The organism is Streptomyces sp. NPDC055239 (genome assembly GCF_053606205.1).
Genome location: NZ_JBSGRD010000012.1, coordinates 227434 through 245932 on the forward strand (window position 1 = coordinate 227434; position 18499 = coordinate 245932).

The window sequence follows — 18499 nt, forward strand, 5'->3', positions numbered from 1 at the left end:
CTTCCCCCCAACACCCCGCCCACCAACTTTTTGCCCTCCGCCCCGCCGCCGTACCTTGTGTGTTTCTCTCCGACGATTATCACCCACCCCCCCGGGGGGGGGGGGGGGCGCCCCCCCCCCCCCACCACCGGCGTTTCAGCCCCCGCCACCCGCACCACCGGCGTTTCAGTCCCCCGACACCCGGTCCATCACCCGCCGCAGCCCCTCGGTCAGCTGCTCGGCGTCGGTCGCCGACGCCTCGTCGAACAGCCACTGGACCATCAGGCCGTTGAGCAGCGTCGTATAGAAGCGCCCCTCGGTCTCCACGACGTCATCGGTCAGTTCGCTCTCCTCGATCCCGGTGAACATCGCGGCAAGCCCGCGCCGCCCCTCCACCTGCGCCTTGGCCAGCAGATCGCGAATACCCGCGAGCCGCTCCCCCTGCGTGACGACCTCCAGGCTCAGCATCCAGATCGCCCGTGACTCGGGGATCGAGCGGATGACGTTCGCCCACGTCTCCCGGAACCGCTCGATGCCGCTGCCCTCCGCGACACGCGCCGCGCCGACCGCACCCTCGAACCCGTCACCCATCGGCTCGATGAGCGCTACGTACGCCTCTACGAGCAGGGCGTCCTTCGAGCCGTAGTGGTAGCCGATGGACGCCAGGTTGGTCCCGGACTCCTTCACGATGTCGCGCGCCGTCGTACGCACGAACCCCTTCTCCAACAGGCAGTGCTTGGCGCCTTCGAGCAGATCCTCACGGTGTCCCATGCGGGCCAGCGTACTCCCGATCCATACGTGCGTCCCAGACCATCGTCTTACACACTCGTACTAGACAAGCGTTTAAGACGCTCGTACAGTCTCCGTCATGACGAACTCGACGCACGAACAAGCGAATTCGGCGGTCCCGGAGCGCGCCGGCCGCAAGGAGTGGACCGCGCTCGCCGTCCTGATGCTGCCGCTGCTCCTGGTCTCGATGGACGTCTCGGTCCTCTACTTCGCGGTCCCCGCGATCAGCGCCGACCTGGAGCCGAGCGGCACCCAGCAGCTGTGGATCTTCGACATCTACGCGTTCGTGCTCGCGGGGCTGCTGATGACGATGGGCTCGCTCGGCGACCGCATCGGCCGCCGCAAGCTGCTCATGATCGGCGCCCTCGCTTTCGGCGCGGCCTCCCTGACCGCCGCCTACGCCAACAGCGCCGAGCTCCTCATCGCGGCCCGCGCGGTCCTCGGCATCGGCGGCGCGACCCTGATGCCGTCCACGATGGCCCTCGTCCGCACGATGTTCCGCGACGCCGGGCAGCGCGCGAAGGCCATCGGCATCTGGTCCGGCGTGATGGTCGCCGGTATCGCGCTCGGCTCGGTGATGAGCGGCATCCTCGTCGAGCACTTCTGGTGGGGCTCGGTCTTCCTGGTCAACCTGCCCGCGATGGTGCTGCTCCTGATCCTCGCCCCGGTCCTCATCCCGGAGTCCAAGGACCCGGAGCCGGGCCGCTTCGACCTGCTGAGCGTGCCCCTTTCCATGGCCGCCGTGCTGCCCGTCGTCTACGGCCTCAAGGAGATCGCCGCCGAGGGCCTCGAACCCGCGTACGTCGCCTCGTTCGCCGTCGGACTCGTCTTCGCCGCCCTCTTCGTCCACCGCCAGCGCACCACGGCGTCCCCACTGATCTCCCCGGCCCTCTTCCGTGGCCGCGGGTTCGCCCCCGCCGTCCTCCTGAACCTCATCTGCTCGCTCGCGATGATGGGTTCGGCGTACTTCACCACGCAGTACCTGCAGTCCGTCCTCGGCAAGAGCGCCATGGAAGCCGCCCTGTGGGCCCTGCTCCCCTCCGTCCTCATCGGCTTCGCCGCACCCGTCGCCACGGCCCTGGTGCAGCGGGGAATGAACCGCGCCTACGTCGTCTCGTCCGGCTTCGCCGTCTCGGCGTGCGGGTACGGCCTGCTGACCCTCATCGGCACCGACTCGATGTGGACGGTCCTCGCCGGTGCCGGGCTCCTCGCCTGCGGCGCCGTGGTCGTCGGCTCGCAACTCACCGACCTGGCACTCGGTTCGGCCCCCACGGAGAAGGCCGGTTCCGCGTCCTCGCTCCTGGAGACGGGCCAGGAGTTCGGCGGCGCCCTCGGCATGGCGCTGCTCGGCTCCATCGGCAACGCGGTCTACCGGAACGAGATCCCGGACTCGGCCCCGGCCGAGGCTCACGAGACGCTCGGCGGCGCCCTCGCGGTGGCCAGGCATCTGCCGGACAAGGCGGCCTCAGCGCTGACGGACGCGGCCCGCGAGGCCTTCACCAGCGGCATGCACGTCGCGGCCCTCACGGGGGCGGGGGTACTGCTGGTCGCGGCGGCGGTGGCGGCGGTGACGCTGCGCCGGATCACTCCGGCGCAGGCGGCGGAGCCGGAGCGGGAGAAAGCTTTGGTCTGAGCCCTCAAGACAAAAACGCCGGACGGGCTGGAAATATCCAGCCCGTCCGGCGTTTGAGGACGAACTCGGCGAAGCCGGTGATGGCCGGCGACCGAGACGCGGGGCAACTAGTCCGTGAGGTCCACCGCACGCGCGGACTCCGCGCCGATCTCCGCCGCCAGCTCGTTCAGCACCGACTGTGGCACCGAGTCGTCCACGGTGAGAACGGCGAGCGCCTCGCCGCCGACGTCGGCGCGGGCGACCTGCATGCCGCCGATGTTGATGCCGCCCTCACCGAGGACACGGCCGACGGTGCCGACGACACCGGGACGGTCCGCGTAGCGAAGGACGACCATGTGCTCGGCGAGCGCGAGGTCCACGTCGTACTCACCGATGGCGACGATCTTCTGGAGGTGCTTGGGCCCGGCAAGGGTGCCGGAGACCGAGATCTCCTCGCCGTCGGTCAGCGTGCCGCGCACCGTGACCACGTTGCGGTGGTCCGGGGACTCCGAGCTCGTGGTGAGGCGGACCTCGACGCCACGCTCCTGGGCGAAGAGAGGCGCGTTGACGTAACTCACGGTCTCGTCGACGACGTCCTCGAACACGCCCTTGAGCGCGGAGAGTTCGAGCACCTTCACGTCGTGCTGGGTGATCTCGCCGTACACCTCGACGTCGAGCCGCGCGGCGACCTCGCCCGCGAGCGCGGTGAAGATCCGGCCGAGCTTCTCGGCGAGCGGCAGACCGGGACGCACGTCCTCGGCGATGACGCCGCCCTGGACGTTCACGGCGTCCGGGACGAGCTCGCCCGCGAGGGCCAGGCGCACCGACTTGGCGACGGCGATACCGGCCTTCTCCTGCGCCTCGTCCGTCGAGGCGCCGAGGTGCGGGGTGCAGACGACCTGGTCGAACTGGAAGAGCGGGGAGTCCGTGCAGGGCTCCTTCGCGTACACGTCAAGACCGGCGCCCGCGACGCGGCCTTCCTTCAGCGCCGAGTACAGCGCCTCCTCGTCGACGATCCCGCCGCGCGCGGCGTTCACGATACGGACGGCGGGCTTGACCTTGTGCAGCGCGTCGTCGCCGATCAGACCGACCGTCTCCGGGGTCTTGGGCAGGTGCACGGTGATGAAGTCCGAGACCTCGAGCAGCTCGTCGAGGGTGAGGACCTTGACGCCCATCTGCGCGGCGCGCGCGGGCTGTACGTACGGGTCGTAGGCGACGACCTTCATGCCGAAGGCGCTCATGCGCTGGGCGACCAGGGCGCCGATGCGGCCGAGGCCCACGACACCGAGGGTCTTCTCGGCGAGCTCGACGCCCGTGTACTTGGAGCGCTTCCACTCGCCGGCCTTCAGGGCCTGGCTGCCCTGGGGGATGTTGCGGGCGGTGGCGATGAGCAGGCCACAGGCGAGCTCGGCTGCGGTGACGATGTTCGAGGTGGGTGCGTTCACCACCATCACGCCGGCCTTGGTGGCGGCGGACACGTCCACGTTGTCCAGGCCCACGCCCGCGCGGGCGACGACCTTCAGCTTCTTGGCGGCCGCGATGGCCTCGGCGTCGACCTTGGTCGCGGAGCGGACCAGAATGGCGTCCACGTCGGCGATGGCGGGCAGCAACTCGGCGCGGTCCGCGCCGTTGCACTGACGGATCTCGAAGTCCGGGCCCAAGGCGTCGACAGTTGCGGGCGACAGCTCTTCAGCGATGAGTACGACCGGTTTGCCGTTGGCAGCAGTGCTCACGTGAGTCCTCACAAGTCCAATGCGGACGGCCGTCCCGACGGCCGCATGCGGTGGAGGGTGCTAGCCGCGTGGAAGACGCACGACGCTGTGGGCCTGACGCGAATGTTGACAGCAGTGTAGTGGCGTCCTGACGAGTGTCTTACGCCTCGGTGGAAGGATCACCCTTCCGTGGCTGGACCAGGTGGACAACAGGGCCGGGACTGCGGTCCCGGCCCCGTCGCCGCAAGGCTTACGCCTCGTCGTTCACCCACGACATGAGCTTGCGCAGCTCCTTGCCGGTGGTCTCCAGGAGGTGGTTCTCGTCCTGGGTCTTGTACTCGTTGTACTTCTTCAGACCGCCGTGGTACTCGTCCATCCACTGCTTGGCGAAGGTGCCGTCCTGGATCTCGGTCAGGACCTTCTTCATCTCGGCCTTGGTGGCGTCCGTGATGATGCGCGGGCCCGTGACGTAGTCGCCCCACTCGGCGGTCTCGGAGATCGACCAGCGCATCTTCTCCAGGCCGCCCTCGTACATGAGGTCCACGATGAGCTTCAGCTCGTGGAGGCACTCGAAGTACGCGATCTCCGGCTGGTAGCCGGCCTCGGTCAGCGTCTCGAAGCCCGCCTTGACCAGCGCCGCGGTACCACCGCAGAGCACGGCCTGCTCGCCGAACAGGTCGGTCTCGGTCTCCTCGGTGAAGGTCGTCTTGATGACGCCCGCACGCGTGCCGCCAATGCCCTTGGCGTACGAGAGGGCGAGCGCGAAGCCGTTGCCGGTCGCGTCCTGCTCGACGGCCGCGATGCACGGAACGCCGCGGCCCTCCTCGTACTGGCGGCGGACCAGGTGGCCCGGGCCCTTGGGGGCGACCATGCAGACGTCGACGCCCTCGGGGGCCTTGATGAAGCCGAAGCGGATGTTCAGGCCGTGGCCGAAGAACAGCGCGTCGCCGTCCTTGAGGTTGTCCTTGATGGACTCCTCGTAGACCTGGGCCTGGATCGGGTCCGGGACCAGGACCATGATGACGTCGGCCTCGGTGGTGGCCTCGGCGGGCGTCACCACGCGCAGGCCCTGCTCCTCGGCCTTGGCCTTGGACTTGGAGCCCTCGTGCAGACCGACGCGGACGTCGACACCCGAGTCACGGAGCGACAGCGCGTGGGCGTGGCCCTGGCTGCCGTATCCGATGACCGCGACCTTGCGGCCCTGGATGATGGACAGGTCGGCGTCGTCGTCGTAGAACAGCTCGGCCACTGGGAATCTCCTATGTGTGCTGGTGTTGCGACCCACCGTACGGCGGGCGGGGGAGGGAAGTTTTCAGGTCTCGACATGCGGGCGGACCCGCGGCTCGTTATGGCTGGTTCATGCCGAGCGGTCGAGCGCCCGCAGGCTGCGGTCCGTGATGGAGCGGGAGCCGCGGCCGATCGCGATGGTGCCGGACTGGACGAGCTCCTTGATGCCGAAGGGTTCCAGCATCTTGAGCATGGCCTCCAGCTTGTCGCTGGAGCCCGTGGCCTCGATGGTGACCGCCTCGGGCGAGACGTCCACGGTCTTGGCGCGGAACAACTGGACGATCTCGACGATCTGCGAGCGCGTCTCGTTGTCGGCGCGGACCTTGGCGAGGACCAGTTCGCGCGCCACGGCCCCGGCCGGTTCCAGTTCGACGATCTTCAGGACATTGACGAGCTTGTTGAGCTGCTTGGTGACCTGTTCGAGCGGAAGTTCCTCGACGTTCACGACGATGGTGATGCGCGAGATGTCGGGGTGCTCGGTGACGCCCACGGCCAGGGAGTCGATGTTGAAGCCGCGGCGTGAGAACAGGGCGGTGATCCGGGCTAGGACACCGGGCTTGTTCTCGACCAGGACGGAGAGCGTGTGCTTGGTGGTCATGACTCTTGGTCTCTCTTTCGCTCTCGGTCTCTAGTCGTCTTCGTTGTCGCCGAAGTCGGGGCGGACCCCGCGGGCGGCCATGACTTCGTCGTTCGAGGTGCCCGCGGCGACCATCGGCCAGACCTGGGCGTCCTCGTGGACGATGAAGTCGACCACGACGGGGCGGTCGTTGATGGCGTTGGCCTCGGCGATGACCTTGTCGAGGTCCTCGGGGCGCTCGCAGCGCAGCGCCACGCAGCCCATGGCCTCCGACAGCTTCACGAAGTCCGGGACGCGGGTGCCCTTGTTGGGGCCGATGTCCTCGGGACCGCTGTGGAGCACGGTGTTGGAGTAGCGCTGGTTGTAGAACAGCGTCTGCCACTGGCGGACCATGCCGAGGGCGCCGTTGTTGATGATGGCGACCTTGATCGGGATGTTGTTCAGGGCGCAGGTGGTCAGTTCCTGATTGGTCATCTGGAAGCAGCCGTCGCCGTCGATCGCCCAGACCGTGCGGTCGGGCTGACCGGCCTTGGCGCCCATCGCGGCCGGGACCGCGTACCCCATCGTTCCCGCGCCGCCGGAGTTCAGCCAGGTGGCGGGCTTCTCGTACTCGATGAAGTGGGCGGCCCACATCTGGTGCTGGCCGACGCCCGCGGCGAAGATCGTGTCGTCCGGGGCGAGCTTGCCGACCCGCTCGATGACCTGCTGCGGGGAGAGCGAACCGTCCTCGGGCTGGTCGTAGCCCAGGGGGTAGGTGTCGCGCCAGCGGTTGAGGTCCTTCCACCAGGCGGTGTAGTCACCCGTCTGCCCCGCGGTGTGCTCGGCCTGGACCGCCTGGATCAGGTCGGCGATGACCTCGCGGGCGTCTCCGACGATCGGCACGTCGGCGGCGCGGTTCTTGCCGATCTCGGCCGGGTCGATGTCGGCGTGGACGATCTTCGCGAAGGGCGCGAAGCTGTCCAGCTTGCCGGTGACGCGGTCGTCGAAGCGGGCTCCGAGGGCGACGATCAGGTCGGCCTTCTGCAGCGCGGTGACGGCGGTGACCGCTCCGTGCATGCCCGGCATCCCCACGTGCAGCTTGTGGCTGTCGGGGAATGCGCCGAGCGCCATCAGTGTGGTGGTGACGGGCGCTCCGGTGAGTTCTGCCAGGACCTTCAGCTCGGCGGTGGCCTGGGCCTTCAGGACGCCGCCGCCGACGTAGAGGACGGGCCGCTTGGCGGCGGTGATCAGCTTGGCGGCCTCGCGGATCTGCTTGGCGTGCGGCTTGGTCACCGGGCGGTAGCCGGGCAGGTCCTGGGTGGGCGGCCACTGGAAGGTGGTCTGCGCCTGGAGGGCGTCCTTGGCGATGTCGACGAGGACCGGGCCCGGACGGCCCGTGGAGGCGATGTGGAACGCCTCCGCGATCGTCGCCGGGATGTCCTCGGCCTTGGTGACGAGGAAGTTGTGCTTGGTGATCGGCATCGTGATGCCGACGATGTCCGCCTCCTGGAAGGCGTCCGTGCCGATGGCCTTGGAGGCCACCTGGCCGGTGATCGCGACCATGGGCACGGAGTCCATGTGGGCGTCGGCGATCGGTGTGACGAGGTTGGTGGCACCCGGGCCGCTCGTCGCCATGCACACCCCGACCTTGCCGGTGGCCTGCGCGTAACCGGTGGCCGCGTGGCCGGCGCCCTGCTCGTGGCGGACCAGGACGTGACGGACGCGGGTGGAATCCATCATCGGGTCGTACGCGGGGAGAATGGCACCGCCGGGAATGCCGAATACCGTGTCGGCCCCGACTTCCTCGAGAGAACGAATGAGGGACTGCGCGCCCGTGACGTGCTCGACGGGTGCGGACTGCTGTCCTGAGGATCGGGGCCGCGGCTGCGGATGGTGGGCCCCGGTGGCCTGCTCGGTCATCGGCATTCTCTTCTCGAAGCTGAGGGTTTTTGCGGGGTGTTTGCAGGGTTTTGGCAGTGCCGGTGCAACAAAAAACCCCTCGTGCCAGGTGGCAAGCGAGGGGAGCGCGTCGGAGCGGTCGCGGGATTCCGGTATTCGGACCGGTGATTCCCAGCTTCAGCCGACGCGCTTTCCAAGTACGAGAATTCGGGTGCGCATGGCATTGACCCTCTCTCCAGCGCACAGCGCCTGTCAAGTAGGTGGGACGGGGGTCTCATTATGTGAGCGGATGAAGGATTCGACACCTCCTCCGCCGAATGCCACCGGGGGGCCGCCCGCAAGGACGGGTTCCGCGGGCCCGTACGGAACGGGGTACTGCCCGAGCGAGAGCGCACGGCGCAGTCGGTACTCGTCGAGCGGCCCGGAGAACGCCATGCCCTGCCCATGCGTACAGCCCATCGCGCGCAGGGCGACGACCTGCTCCGGGAGGTCGACGCCGTCGGCCACGGAGCGCAGGCCCAGATCGCCTGCGATGCGCAGCAGACCGGCGGTGATCTTGTGGAGGCGCGCGGACTCGACGACGCCCTCGACGAGACTGCGGTCAAGCTTCAGTACGTCGACGGGGAGCCGCCGCAGTGCCGTGATGGCGGCATAGCCGCTCCCGAAGCCGTCCAGGGCGATCCGCACGCCGAGCCTGCGCAGGGACGTCAGGCGGCGCTCCAGATCGTCGAGGGGGACGCGGGGGTCGCTGTCGGCCAGCTCGATGACGAGCGCCCCTGAGGGCAGCCCGTACCGGGTGAGGAGGGCCTCGATGGAGCTCAGCGGCATGGAGCGGTCCAGGAGGCGCCGGGCACTGATGCGGACGGCGACGGGCGTCGCGTGCCCCGTGCGTCCCCGTTCGGCGGCCTGCTGGACGGCTTCCTCCAGCATCCAGCGGCCCAGCTCCGCGGTGCGGGCGCTCTCCTGGGAGTCCGATGTGTCGGCCACGCGCAGGAACTCGGCGGGCGTGAAGAGGATGCCCTGCGCCGAGCGCCAGCGTGCCTGGGCGGCGACGGAGGTGATGCGCCCGTCGTCCAGGGAGACCACCGGCTGGTGGAGCAGCGCGAACTGGCCTTCGTGCAGTGCGGTGCGCAGCCGTGTGGCCAGCTCCGCCTTGCGCACGACATCGGCCTGCATCTGCGGGGCGTACAGCTCGACGCGGCCCTTGCCCGCGGCCTTGGCGCGGTACATCGCGAGGTCGGCGTTGCGCAGCAGCTCGCCCGCACCAAGACCTGGCTCGGCGAAGGCCACGCCGATGGACGCCGCCACGCGCACGTCGTTGCCGCCGATCGCGTAGGGCTGGGAGAGGGCGATTCTGAGACGGTCCGCGAGTTCGTAGATGTGCTGCTCGCGTGCGGCCTGGTCGCGGGTGCCGTCGCCCACGATCAGCGCGGCGAATTCGTCGCCGCCAAGCCGGGCCGCGCAATCCCCGGACCTGACGGCCTCCTGAAGGCGGCGGGCCGCCTGGATCAGGAGTTCGTCTCCCGCTTGATGGCCGATGGTGTCGTTGACCGCCTTGAAGCCATCGAGGTCGATGAAGAGCACGGCCGTGCCCCGGTCGGTGACTCTGCGGCCGGTGAGCGCCTGGCCGACTCTGCGCGTGAACAGGGCGCGGTTGGGCAGGTCGGTGAGCGGGTCGTGCTCGGCGTTGTGCTGTAACTGCGCCTGGAGACGGACCCGTTCGGTGACGTCGCGGCTGTTGAAGATGAGGCCGCCCTGGTGGCGATTGACCGTGGACTCCACGTTCAGCCAGTCGCCGTCACCGGACTTGAAGCGGCACTCGATGCGGGTCGTCGGCTCTTCCACGGGGTTCGCGGTGAGGAATCTGCGGACCTCGTGGACCACTCTGCCGAGGTCCTCGGGGTGCATGAGCGAGGCCAGTTCGGAACCCATGAGGTCCTCGGCCTCGCGGCCGTAGACCCCGGAGGCGGCCGGGCTCACGTAGCGCAGTATGCCGTTCGGGGCGGCGATCATGATCACGTCGCTCGAACCCTGGACCAGGGAGCGGAAGTGGTTCTCCTTCTGGGCCAGTTCCTGGGTCAGGGTGATGTTGTCCAGGAGCATGATGCCCTGGCGCACCACCAGGGCGAGCACGACCGTGCCCGCGGTGAAGAGCACGACTTCGTCGACGCTGCGGCCGCTGAGCACGTTGTAGAGGATCCCCAACGTGCAGACGGCGGCGGCCAGATACGGCGTGAGCGCGGCAAGGGATCCGGCGATCGGCCGGGTGGCGGCGGGCCGCGCCCCCTTGGGGGCACCGGCGTTCTCCACGCGCGCCTGCTGCGCGTCGTCCGCGTGCTTGGGCCAGGGCACCGCCCAGGGCGCGTAGGCCAGGAGCAGTGACCCGGCGAACCAGCCCGCGTCCAGCATCTGCCCCGAGCGGTAACTGGCGTGCAGCAGGGGGGAGGTGAACATCGCGTCGCACATGACGGTCAGCGCGAGGGCGCCGATCGCGGTGTTCACCGCCGTGCGGTTGGCGGAGGCGCGTCTGAAGTGCAGCGCGAGGACCATGCTGACCAACGCGATGTCGAGCAGCGGGTAGGCGAGCGAGAGCGCGGCGTGCGCGACGCTCTGGCCCTCGAACTGCGCCGTGTGCGCGAGGGCCAGGCTCCAGGAGAGCGTGAGGAGCGAGCCGCCGATGAGCCAGGCGTCGAGGGCCAGGCAGACCCAACCGGCTCTCGTCACCGGGCGCTTGGCGAGCACGAGCAGGCCGATGATGGCGGGCGGCGCGAAGCAGAGGAAGAACAGGTCGGCGAGACCGGGACTTGGCACCGGCCGCTCGAGCACGACCTCGTACCAGCCCCATACGCCGTTGCCCAGGGCCGCCATCGCGGAGGAGAGCGCGAACAGCAGCCATGCGGGTCGAAAGCGGCTTCGACGGGTGCGCGAGTAGCGGAAGCAGGAGACCGCGGCGGTCGCCGCCGCGATGCTCAGACCGAAGTCGCCCATGATCAGGGCGGCTCGGGTCGATCCCCAGCCGAGTGCCGCTCCGGCGGCATATCCGCCGCAGACCACGAGGAGCGCGATCTGCGAGACCAGGCTCACGCCGCCGCCGGAGGCGGGGCGCCGGGCCAGTGGGGAGCCGGGCGGCATCGGTGCCGTCAGGCCTCCGCCGCCGTCCAGGGCGGTGGCGGGTGACGGGCGGGTGCTCACCGGGCCGCCCTGGTCCGTACCGCCCTTGTATCCCTCCGCTTCCCGTGATCTATCGACTCCGGGATCTCGCGTGCGTAACCGTCGCGCAGCCGACTGCGAGCCGGTGCGTGTGAGAGTCGCCGTCGGCAGCTCCGCCGCGTCGGTTCGTTCGCCCATTGGCCGTACATCGCCCGTCGCCCCCCTCGCGTCTGATGCCTTGCCTCGTCCCCGGCGCCGAACGGTCCACGGCGCAGCCCCTGTCGGGACGATACACCAGTCTCGTCACTCAGGGACATAGGTTCTGTACGCTCCGTGACGGCAAGCGGTGTCGTAAACACACGGCGCACGCGCGCGGGTGCGGAGCGTGCTCGAACGCTCCCTGGGCGACTGCGGCTTCGTGCGCTATCGGGTCGTCAGGACCACGTTCCCGAGGGGTTCCCCGGCGACGTGACGGGTCAGTTGGGCGGCGAGCAGGCGCTTGGCGCGGGGCAGGAAGGCAGAGGTCGATCCGCCCACGTGCGGGCTGATGAGCACTCCAGGAGCCTGCCACAGGGGATGACCTGCGGGCAGCGGTTCCGGATCGGTGACGTCCAGGGCGGCGGTGATCCGGCCGCTCTCCAGTTCGGCCAGGAGCGCCTTGGTGTCGACGACGGGGCCGCGCGCGACGTTCACGAGGAGGGCGCCGTCCTTCATTCGGGCCAGGAAGTCGGCGTTGACCAGGCCACGGGAGGTGTCTGTGAGGGGCGTGGAGAGGATGACGACATCGGCTTCGGGCAGCAGCGCCGGCAGTTCGGCGAGCGGGTGCACGGGGCCGCGCTCCGTGGCACGGGCGGAGCGCGCGACGCGCGCCACCCGCGCGCACTCGAAGGGGGCGAGCCGGTCCTCGATGGCGGAACCGATCGATCCGTAGCCCACGATCAGGACGGACTTGTCGGCGAGCGCCGGATAGAACCCGGACCGCCACTCCTCCTGCCGCTGCCCGTCCACGAATCGCGGGATGCCGCGCAAGGAGGCCAGGGTCAGGGTGAGCGCGAGCTCGGCGGTGCTGGCCTCGTGCACCCCCTTGGCGTTGCACAACTGGACGCCTGGCGCGAGGAACTTGAGGCCGGACTGCACGTGGTCGATGCCCGCGGTGAGCGTCTGTACGGCGCGCACGGATGTCATCTCGGGCAGTGGCCGTACGGAGGTCTCCGCACCCTTCAGATAGGGCACCACGTAGAACGCGCAGTCGGCCGGGTCCGCGGGGAAGTCCGGGCCGCCGTCCCAGAAGCGGTAGTTGAGCCCGGCATCGGCTGCTGCGGGCAGGCCTTCGATCTCGTCAGCGGCATAGGGAAGCCATACGTCTGTCGTCATGGTCAGGAGGCTAATGCGCACGGGCCGCACGCCACGTGAGGGGAGGCAGCGGTTACGTTGGGGGCTGCTCGGACATGAAGTGGGGGGCACGGCCAGGTGGACCGCAGGACGATCGGCGCGGCAGCGCTCGAAGTGGGTGCGGTCGGGCTCGGCTGCATGCCGATGAACTGGGCGTACACCGGATCGCGGCAGCGGGGCGAGGAGTCGCTGCGCACCGTGCACGCCGCGCTCGACCAGGGCTCGACCCTGCTCGACACGGCGGACATGTACGGGCCGTTCACCAACGAGCTCCTGGTGGGACGGGCGCTGAAGGAGCGGCGCGGCGAGGCGTTCGTCTCCACCAAGTGCGGGCTCCTGGTGGGCGAGCAGCACATCGTCGCCAACGGCCGCCCCGGCTATGTGAAGCGGGCCTGCGACGCGTCGCTGCGACGGCTGCAGACCGAGACGATCGACCTCTATCAGCTGCACCGCGCCGATCCCGAGGTTCCTGTCGAGGAGACCTGGGGCGCGATGGCCGAACTCGTCGCCGCGGGGAAGGTGCGGGCGCTCGGTCTGTGCGCGGTGGGGGCGCGTGCCTCGCGGCGCGAGGGCCGGGGGCTGCACGAGGGAACGATCCGGCAGCTCGAGCGGGTCCAGCAGGTCTTCCCGGTCAGCGCGGTGGAGGCCGAGCTCTCGGTGTGGTCGCGAGAGGCGCTTGTGACGCTCCTTCCGTGGTGCGCGGCGCGTGGAGTCGGCTTCCTGGCGGCGATGCCGCTGGGGAACGGGTTCCTCACGGGGACGCTGACGCCTGGGCAGGGCTTCGAGCCGGACGACGTACGGGCCCGGCATCCCCGTTTCACCGCCGAGATGATGGCGGCCAACCAGCCGCTCGTGGTGGGCCTTCGCCGGGTGGCCGAGCGGCACGGGGCGACCCCGGCGCAGGTGGCCCTTGCGTGGGTGCTCGCGCAGGGCGGCGCCGTGGTGCCGATCCCCGGGGCCAAGCGGGAGCGCTGGGCGGTGCAGAACGCGGGGGCCGCGTCGGTGCGGCTCACCGGGGCGGACCTCGCGGAGATCGCGGCGCTGCCGTCGGCGATGGGCTCGTGGGACTGATGTCCACGCGTCGGTGAAGCTGAGCTGGGAACCTCTGGGGACCGAGCGGTGTATGAACTGTAGAAGCGCTGCGTCGAAGGGAACCTGATCGTGCAACGACCTGCTGTCACGGCCGCACTGGCCGCCGCCGCCCTTGTGCTCACGGCCGGTTGCTCGTCCGGGGGCGGAGGCACGCCGGGTGACGGAAAGAGCCCGGAGTCGGGCCCCGCGACGGAAGCGACATCCACGGGCAAGGCGCGCGCCGGCGAAGCCCCGCCGGAGAAGGGGTCGGCGAAGGTCGCCAAGACCCTCACCGAGAACCTGAAGTCGCCCTGGGGCCTCGCACCGCTCCCCGGCGGTGACCTCCTCGTGTCCTCACGCGACGAGGGGACCATCACCCGCGTCGACGGAGAGAGCGGCAAGAAGACCGAGCTCGGCTCGGTCCCCGGCGTCTCCCCCGCCGGTGAGGGCGGACTGATGGGCCTTGCGCTCTCCCCTTCGTACGCATCGGACCACATGGTCTACGCGTACTTCACCACCGAGTCGGACAACCGCATCGCCCGCATGCTGTACGACGAGAAGAAGCCCTCAGGTCAGCAGCTCGGCGCACCCGACACGGTCTTCAAGGGCATCCCCAAGGGCACGATCCACAACGGCGGGCGGATCGCCTTCGGCCCCGACAAGATGCTGTACGCGGGCACGGGCGAGACGGGCGACACGGGCCTTGCCCAGGACAAGAAGTCCCTAGGCGGCAAGATCCTGCGCCTGACCCCGGACGGCGAACCGGCCCCCGGCAACCCCTTCGGCGACGACTCCCCCGTCTATTCGTACGGCCACCGCAATGTGCAGGGCCTGGCCTGGGACGAGGACAAGCAGCTCTGGGCGGCGGAATTCGGCCAGGACACCTGGGACGAACTGAACGAGATCAAGGCCGGCGACAACTACGGCTGGCCGGAGGTCGAGGGCAAGGGCGACGAGAAGGGCTTCCACGATCCGGTGGCCCAGTGGAAGACCTCGGAGGCCTCCCCCAGCGGCATCGCCTACGCCGAGGGCTCGATCTGGATGGCGGGCCTGCGCGGCGAGCGCCTGTGGCGCGTTCCGATCCGGGGCGTGGACGGCACCGTGGAGCCCCAGTCCTTCCTGAAGGGCGAGTACGGCCGCCTGCGCACGGTCGTCGCGGCGGGCGGGGACAAGCTGTGGCTGGTGACGAGCGAGACGGACTCCCGGGGCACCCCTGAGAAGGGGGACGACAAGATCCTCGAGGTGACGGTCAAGTAGGGTCCGCGTCGGTCGGCTCGGGTTCCGTCTTCGCCTGCTGCGGCACCCTCACCACCACTTTCCCGGACGTGAGGTCTATCGGGCCGCGCCCGGGGTCGCCGTCGGCCACGTCGACCCGGCTCAGCTCAAGGCGCTTCTCCTCGTCGTCCGTGTGTTTGCGGCCGGGCTGAAAAAGCTCGATCAGATTGAACACTGCGCCTCCTGGCGGCCGAGTTCCTCCTTACCAGCGTAAGCGAGCGCATCCGAAACCCGCCGGGACCGGAAAAGCGCAGGTCAGCCGGTGGGCTGTGTGCTCTCCGCGGGGAAAAGGCGCAGGCGGTGGGCCAGGGCCGCCGCCTCCCCCCGCCCTGCCACGCCCAGCTTGGCGAGGATGTTGGAGACGTGGACGCTCGCCGTCTTGGGGGAGATGAAGAGCTCCTCGGCGATCTGGCGGTTGCTGCGGCCCGCGGCCACGCGGCGCAGCACGTCCCGCTCCCTGCTGGTGAGGCCGAGCGCCTCGGCGGGGTCGACCGGGGTGAGGTGGGCCCTCGCGGTGGCGCGGTCGCCGTCGTGCTCGTTCAGCGTGAGGCGGGCGCGCTGGGCGAGTCCCGAGACGGAATCGGCCAGGGGCCGGGCCCCAAGGCGCTCGGCGGTCTCGCGAGCTTGGCGCAGCAGAGTGGCGGCGCGCTCACGATCCGCTTCGGCGCCCAGGCCTGCGGAGGTGGCGAGGAGGGACTCGGCCAGGCGCAGGCGAGTGCGGGCGAGGTCGTAGGGACGGCCGAGGGGTTCGAAGGCGGCGACCGTGGCGGACCAGTCGTCGGGGGCGTCGCGGTCCTCGGCGCGCAGCAGCTCGGCGCGTACCCACTTCTCGTAGGCGACCCAGACCGGGACCGGTGAGGGGAGCTTCTTGGCGGCTCGTCGAATGCTTTCGACTGCCTCGGTCCTGCCGGGTTCGGCGGCGGGCAGGCCGCGCGTATCGGCCTCCGAGGTGGCGGCGGCCAGCAGCAGGGGCCAGGTGTAGCGCTGGGTGCCGGGCGCGAAGCCCGTGGCCAGGGCCTGTTCGAGCTCGGTGCGCGCCGCGGCGACACCGGCCGCGCGGTCTGTGCCGGCCGCCGCGATACCGAGGGCGGCGGTGACCATGGGCAGGGAGTACTGCGGCATGAGGCCGTGCAGCCCGTACTGATCGCGGGCCAGCGTCAGTTGGGCAGCGGCTTCGGGTACGTCGCCGCGGCCGAGGGAGACGACAGCGAGGTGCAGGGCCGCCCCTGCCCGTGGTTTGACACCGAGCGCGCCACGGCGGGCCGCCTCGCTGGCGTCGACCGCCTCGTCCCAACGGCCCAGCGAGATCAGGGTCTCCGCCTTGTTGTTCTGGACCCAGCTCTCGGTGTCCGTGAGTCCGTACTTCCGGCAGAGCGCGAGCCCCTGGTCGCTGACCTCCAGGGATTCGAGGGAGCGGCCCGAGCCCTCCAGTACGGACGGCAGGTTGACATGGATGTGCGGGATCCGGGAGACGAGGCCGGGCGGCGCCACGCACCGGTCCCTGACCGCGTACATCTCCGCAAGGCCGTGCTCGACGTCGCCCGCGTCGACCAGGAGCCCGCCGAGGATGAGCCGGGCGTTGAGTTCGATCTCCTCGGCCTTGACCATCCGGGCGTACTCGACGGCGCGTTGGGCCGCCGCCAGGGTCTGAGCCCCGGGGTTGTGGAGCATGCCCCAGGAGGCGACGTTGGTAAGGACCTCGGCGTGCACCTCGGACGGCGGAAGCCCGCGGACCAGTTCCTGCGCGGTGGCGATCTCCGCCCAGCCGTCGCCGCGGGCGAGCGTCGAGGTGAGGCGGGAGCGCTGGATCCAGAACCAGGCGGCGCGAAGGGGATCTTGCTCGTCCTCGAGGATCCGCAGCGCACGCTTGGTGATCTTCAGGGCGCGCTCGCGCTCACCGCAGAGGCGACCGGCGACGGCGGCCTCCGCCATGAGGTCGAGGTAGCGCAGCGGGGTGGTCTCGGGGTCGCAGCCGCAGGGGGGATAGACCTCGGCGTAGTCGAGGGGGCGCAGTTCGAGGCGTACGTCATCGGGGGCGCCGTCCCACAGCTCCATCGCCCGTTCGAGGAGGCGCAGTTGCTCGGAGTACGCATAGCGGCGGCGGGCTTCGACGGAGGCGCGCAGGACGGCGGGGAGCGCCTTCGCGGCGTCGTGCGTGTGGTACCAGTAGCTGGCGAGGCGGGCGGCACGCTGGTCGTCGGCGACGAGTGAGGGGTCGGCCTCAAGTGCCGTGGCGAAACGGCGGCTGATCCGGGAGCGTTCACCGGGCAGCAGGTCGTCGCCGACGGCCTCGCGCACCAGGGAGTGCCGGAAGCGGTAGCCGTCTCCGTCGGGCGACGGCAGAAGTATGTTGGCGCCGACGGCGGCCCGCAGCGCCTCGATCAGGTCGTCCTCGGCGAGCCCGGCGACCGCGGCGAGCAGCGGGTACTCGACGGTCGAGCCGCCCTCGGCGACGATCCTCGCCACCCGCTGGGTGTCCTCGGGCAGCCCCTCGACGCGTACGAGGAGGAGGTCGCGCAAGGAGTCCGTGAGGCTCGCGCAGCTGCCGCCGTGCGAGGCGACCGCGAGCTCCTCGACGAAGAAGGCGTTGCCGTCCGAGCGGTCGAAGATGTCGTCCACCAGGGACTGCGCGGGCTCGGCGCTGAGGATACCCGCCATCTGGCGGGCGACCTCGCCCTTGCTGAAGCGGGCCAGTTCGATGCGCCGCACCGTACGCAGGCGGTCGAGCTCGGCGAGGAGCGGGCGCAGCGGGTGGCGGCGGTGGATGTCGTCGGCGCGGTAGGTGGCGACGACGACGAGGCTGCCGCTGCGCAGCGTGCGGAAGAGGTAGGCGAGGAGGTGGCGGGTGGAGGCGTCGGCCCAGTGCAGGTCCTCCAGGGCGATGACCACCGTGCGCTCTGCGGCGAGCCGCTCCAGGAGGCGGACGGTCAGCTCGAAGAGGCGGGCCATGCCTTCCTCGTCGTGGTTGGCGTCGGTGCCGCGCAGGCGCTGCGGGGCCTCACCCAGTTCGGGCAGGAGCCTGGCGAGCTCGCCCTCCTGGTCGGCAGCGGCGGCGTCCACCTCGCCGGGGAGCTGGCGGCGCAGGGAGCGCAGGGCGCTGGAGAAGGGGGCGAAGGGAAGGCCGTCCGCGCCGATCTCCACGCAGCCGCCGAGCGCGACGACGGCTCCTTCGGCGCGGGCCGCCGCGGTGAACTCCTCGATGAGGCGGGTCTTGCCGACGCCCGCCTCGCCGCCGAGGAGCAACGCCTGCGGCTCGCCCGTGCCGGGGGTTGTCCCCTTGGCGCGGGCGAGCGCGTCGTTCAGAACGCCCAGCTCATCGGCGCGGCCGATGAACACGGGGCTTACGGACCTGGTCTCCACAGCCGTGAGCATCGCACAGGGTGTGATGCTCACGGCAGCGGATATCCCGGGGGCTTCAGCAGGCGCTGCGGTGGCCGCTTCAGCAGGCGCTTCGGTGAGGGGTGCAGCAGGCGCTCCGGTGGGCGCCTCCGCCTTCATCAGGCGGCTCGGGTGAAGCTGATCCTCCGCTGGGCCCTGCTCACCCGCCCCTCGGTGTCGTGGCGGGCCGAACGGCGCTCGGCGCGGCGGGTCGCCTTGGCCTCACGGGCCTGGCGCAGGAGGCGGCGGCGGTCGGCCTCGCGGGCGAGGTCGGCGGCGCGCAGCTGGTGCATTTCGTACTCGAACATGAGAACTCCCTGGCTACTGACGTGGGTTTCGGCTTCGCGGTCCGTGATCCGCTGTTCGCGGATCCCGTCTTGCGATGCCTCTACTTTCGTC

General features: G+C 70.2%; 13 protein-coding genes. 3 read left to right on the forward strand and 10 right to left on the reverse strand.

The genetic code is table 11. From position 1 onward, the window contains the following. Positions 1 to 165: 165 nt before the first annotated feature. The gene (locus tag ACWFRJ_RS32850) at positions 166 to 750 is read right to left on the reverse strand and encodes a TetR/AcrR family transcriptional regulator (protein WP_453539151.1); all 585 of its coding nucleotides are present in this window, start codon (positions 748 to 750) and stop codon (positions 166 to 168) included. A gap of 97 nt (positions 751 to 847) precedes the next feature. Here ACWFRJ_RS32850 and ACWFRJ_RS32855 point away from each other — a divergent pair, with 97 nt between their 5' ends. After that, positions 848 to 2401 carry an MFS transporter gene (locus ACWFRJ_RS32855; RefSeq protein WP_453539154.1) on the forward strand — a complete coding sequence of 518 codons (1554 nt, stop codon included), beginning with the start codon at positions 848 to 850 and terminating at the stop codon, positions 2399 to 2401. Between the two features lie 107 nt (positions 2402 to 2508). On the opposite strand, the gene serA is transcribed toward ACWFRJ_RS32855, so the two are convergent. The 6 genes from serA to ACWFRJ_RS32885 form a co-directional block, all read right to left on the reverse strand. Further along, positions 2509 to 4113, reverse strand: coding sequence for a phosphoglycerate dehydrogenase (serA, locus tag ACWFRJ_RS32860; RefSeq protein WP_453539157.1), 1605 nt, complete (start codon positions 4111 to 4113; stop codon positions 2509 to 2511). Between the two features lie 229 nt (positions 4114 to 4342). After that, positions 4343 to 5341: a ketol-acid reductoisomerase gene (ilvC, locus tag ACWFRJ_RS32865; RefSeq protein ID WP_453539160.1), complete on the reverse strand. Its 999-nt coding sequence runs from the start codon at positions 5339 to 5341 to the stop codon at positions 4343 to 4345. Positions 5342 to 5449: 108 nt separating this feature from the next. Next, positions 5450 to 5977 (reverse strand): acetolactate synthase small subunit, encoded by a 528-nt coding sequence (gene ilvN, locus ACWFRJ_RS32870; protein WP_383282544.1) that lies wholly within the window; start codon positions 5975 to 5977, stop codon positions 5450 to 5452. 30 nt (positions 5978 to 6007) lie between these two features. Next, the gene (locus ACWFRJ_RS32875; protein ID WP_453539164.1) at positions 6008 to 7855 is read right to left on the reverse strand and encodes an acetolactate synthase large subunit; all 1848 of its coding nucleotides are present in this window, start codon (positions 7853 to 7855) and stop codon (positions 6008 to 6010) included. A gap of 231 nt (positions 7856 to 8086) precedes the next feature. Further along, positions 8087 to 11026, reverse strand: a complete 2940-nt coding sequence (locus ACWFRJ_RS32880; RefSeq protein WP_453539167.1) for a putative bifunctional diguanylate cyclase/phosphodiesterase — start codon at positions 11024 to 11026, stop codon at positions 8087 to 8089. A 381-nt stretch (positions 11027 to 11407) separates the two neighbouring features. After that, complete coding sequence (locus tag ACWFRJ_RS32885) at positions 11408 to 12358, reverse strand: 2-hydroxyacid dehydrogenase (protein WP_453539170.1); 951 nt, start codon at positions 12356 to 12358, stop codon at positions 11408 to 11410. A 96-nt stretch (positions 12359 to 12454) separates the two neighbouring features. On the opposite strand from ACWFRJ_RS32885, the gene ACWFRJ_RS32890 reads away from it, so the two are divergent. Then, positions 12455 to 13447 carry an aldo/keto reductase gene (locus tag ACWFRJ_RS32890; RefSeq protein ID WP_453539173.1) on the forward strand — a complete coding sequence of 331 codons (993 nt, stop codon included), beginning with the start codon at positions 12455 to 12457 and terminating at the stop codon, positions 13445 to 13447. Between the two features lie 84 nt (positions 13448 to 13531). Next, a complete protein-coding gene (locus ACWFRJ_RS32895; protein WP_453539427.1) occupies positions 13532 to 14704 on the forward strand; it encodes a PQQ-dependent sugar dehydrogenase in 1173 nt (390 codons plus the stop codon). Here ACWFRJ_RS32895 and ACWFRJ_RS32900 read toward each other — a convergent pair. The 3 genes from ACWFRJ_RS32900 to ACWFRJ_RS32910 form a co-directional block, all read right to left on the reverse strand. Beyond that, positions 14697 to 14897: a DUF6191 domain-containing protein gene (locus ACWFRJ_RS32900; RefSeq protein WP_453539176.1), complete on the reverse strand. Its 201-nt coding sequence runs from the start codon at positions 14895 to 14897 to the stop codon at positions 14697 to 14699. The genes ACWFRJ_RS32895 and ACWFRJ_RS32900 overlap by 8 nt on opposite strands. Positions 14898 to 14977: 80 nt before the next feature. Further along, positions 14978 to 18220 carry a helix-turn-helix transcriptional regulator gene (locus ACWFRJ_RS32905; RefSeq protein ID WP_453539179.1) on the reverse strand — a complete coding sequence of 1081 codons (3243 nt, stop codon included), beginning with the start codon at positions 18218 to 18220 and terminating at the stop codon, positions 14978 to 14980. Continuing rightward, positions 18220 to 18408 carry a hypothetical protein gene (locus ACWFRJ_RS32910; protein ID WP_453539182.1) on the reverse strand — a complete coding sequence of 63 codons (189 nt, stop codon included), beginning with the start codon at positions 18406 to 18408 and terminating at the stop codon, positions 18220 to 18222. Before ACWFRJ_RS32910 ends, ACWFRJ_RS32905 begins: the two co-directional genes overlap by 1 nt. Between the last annotated feature and the right edge of the window lie 91 nt (positions 18409 to 18499).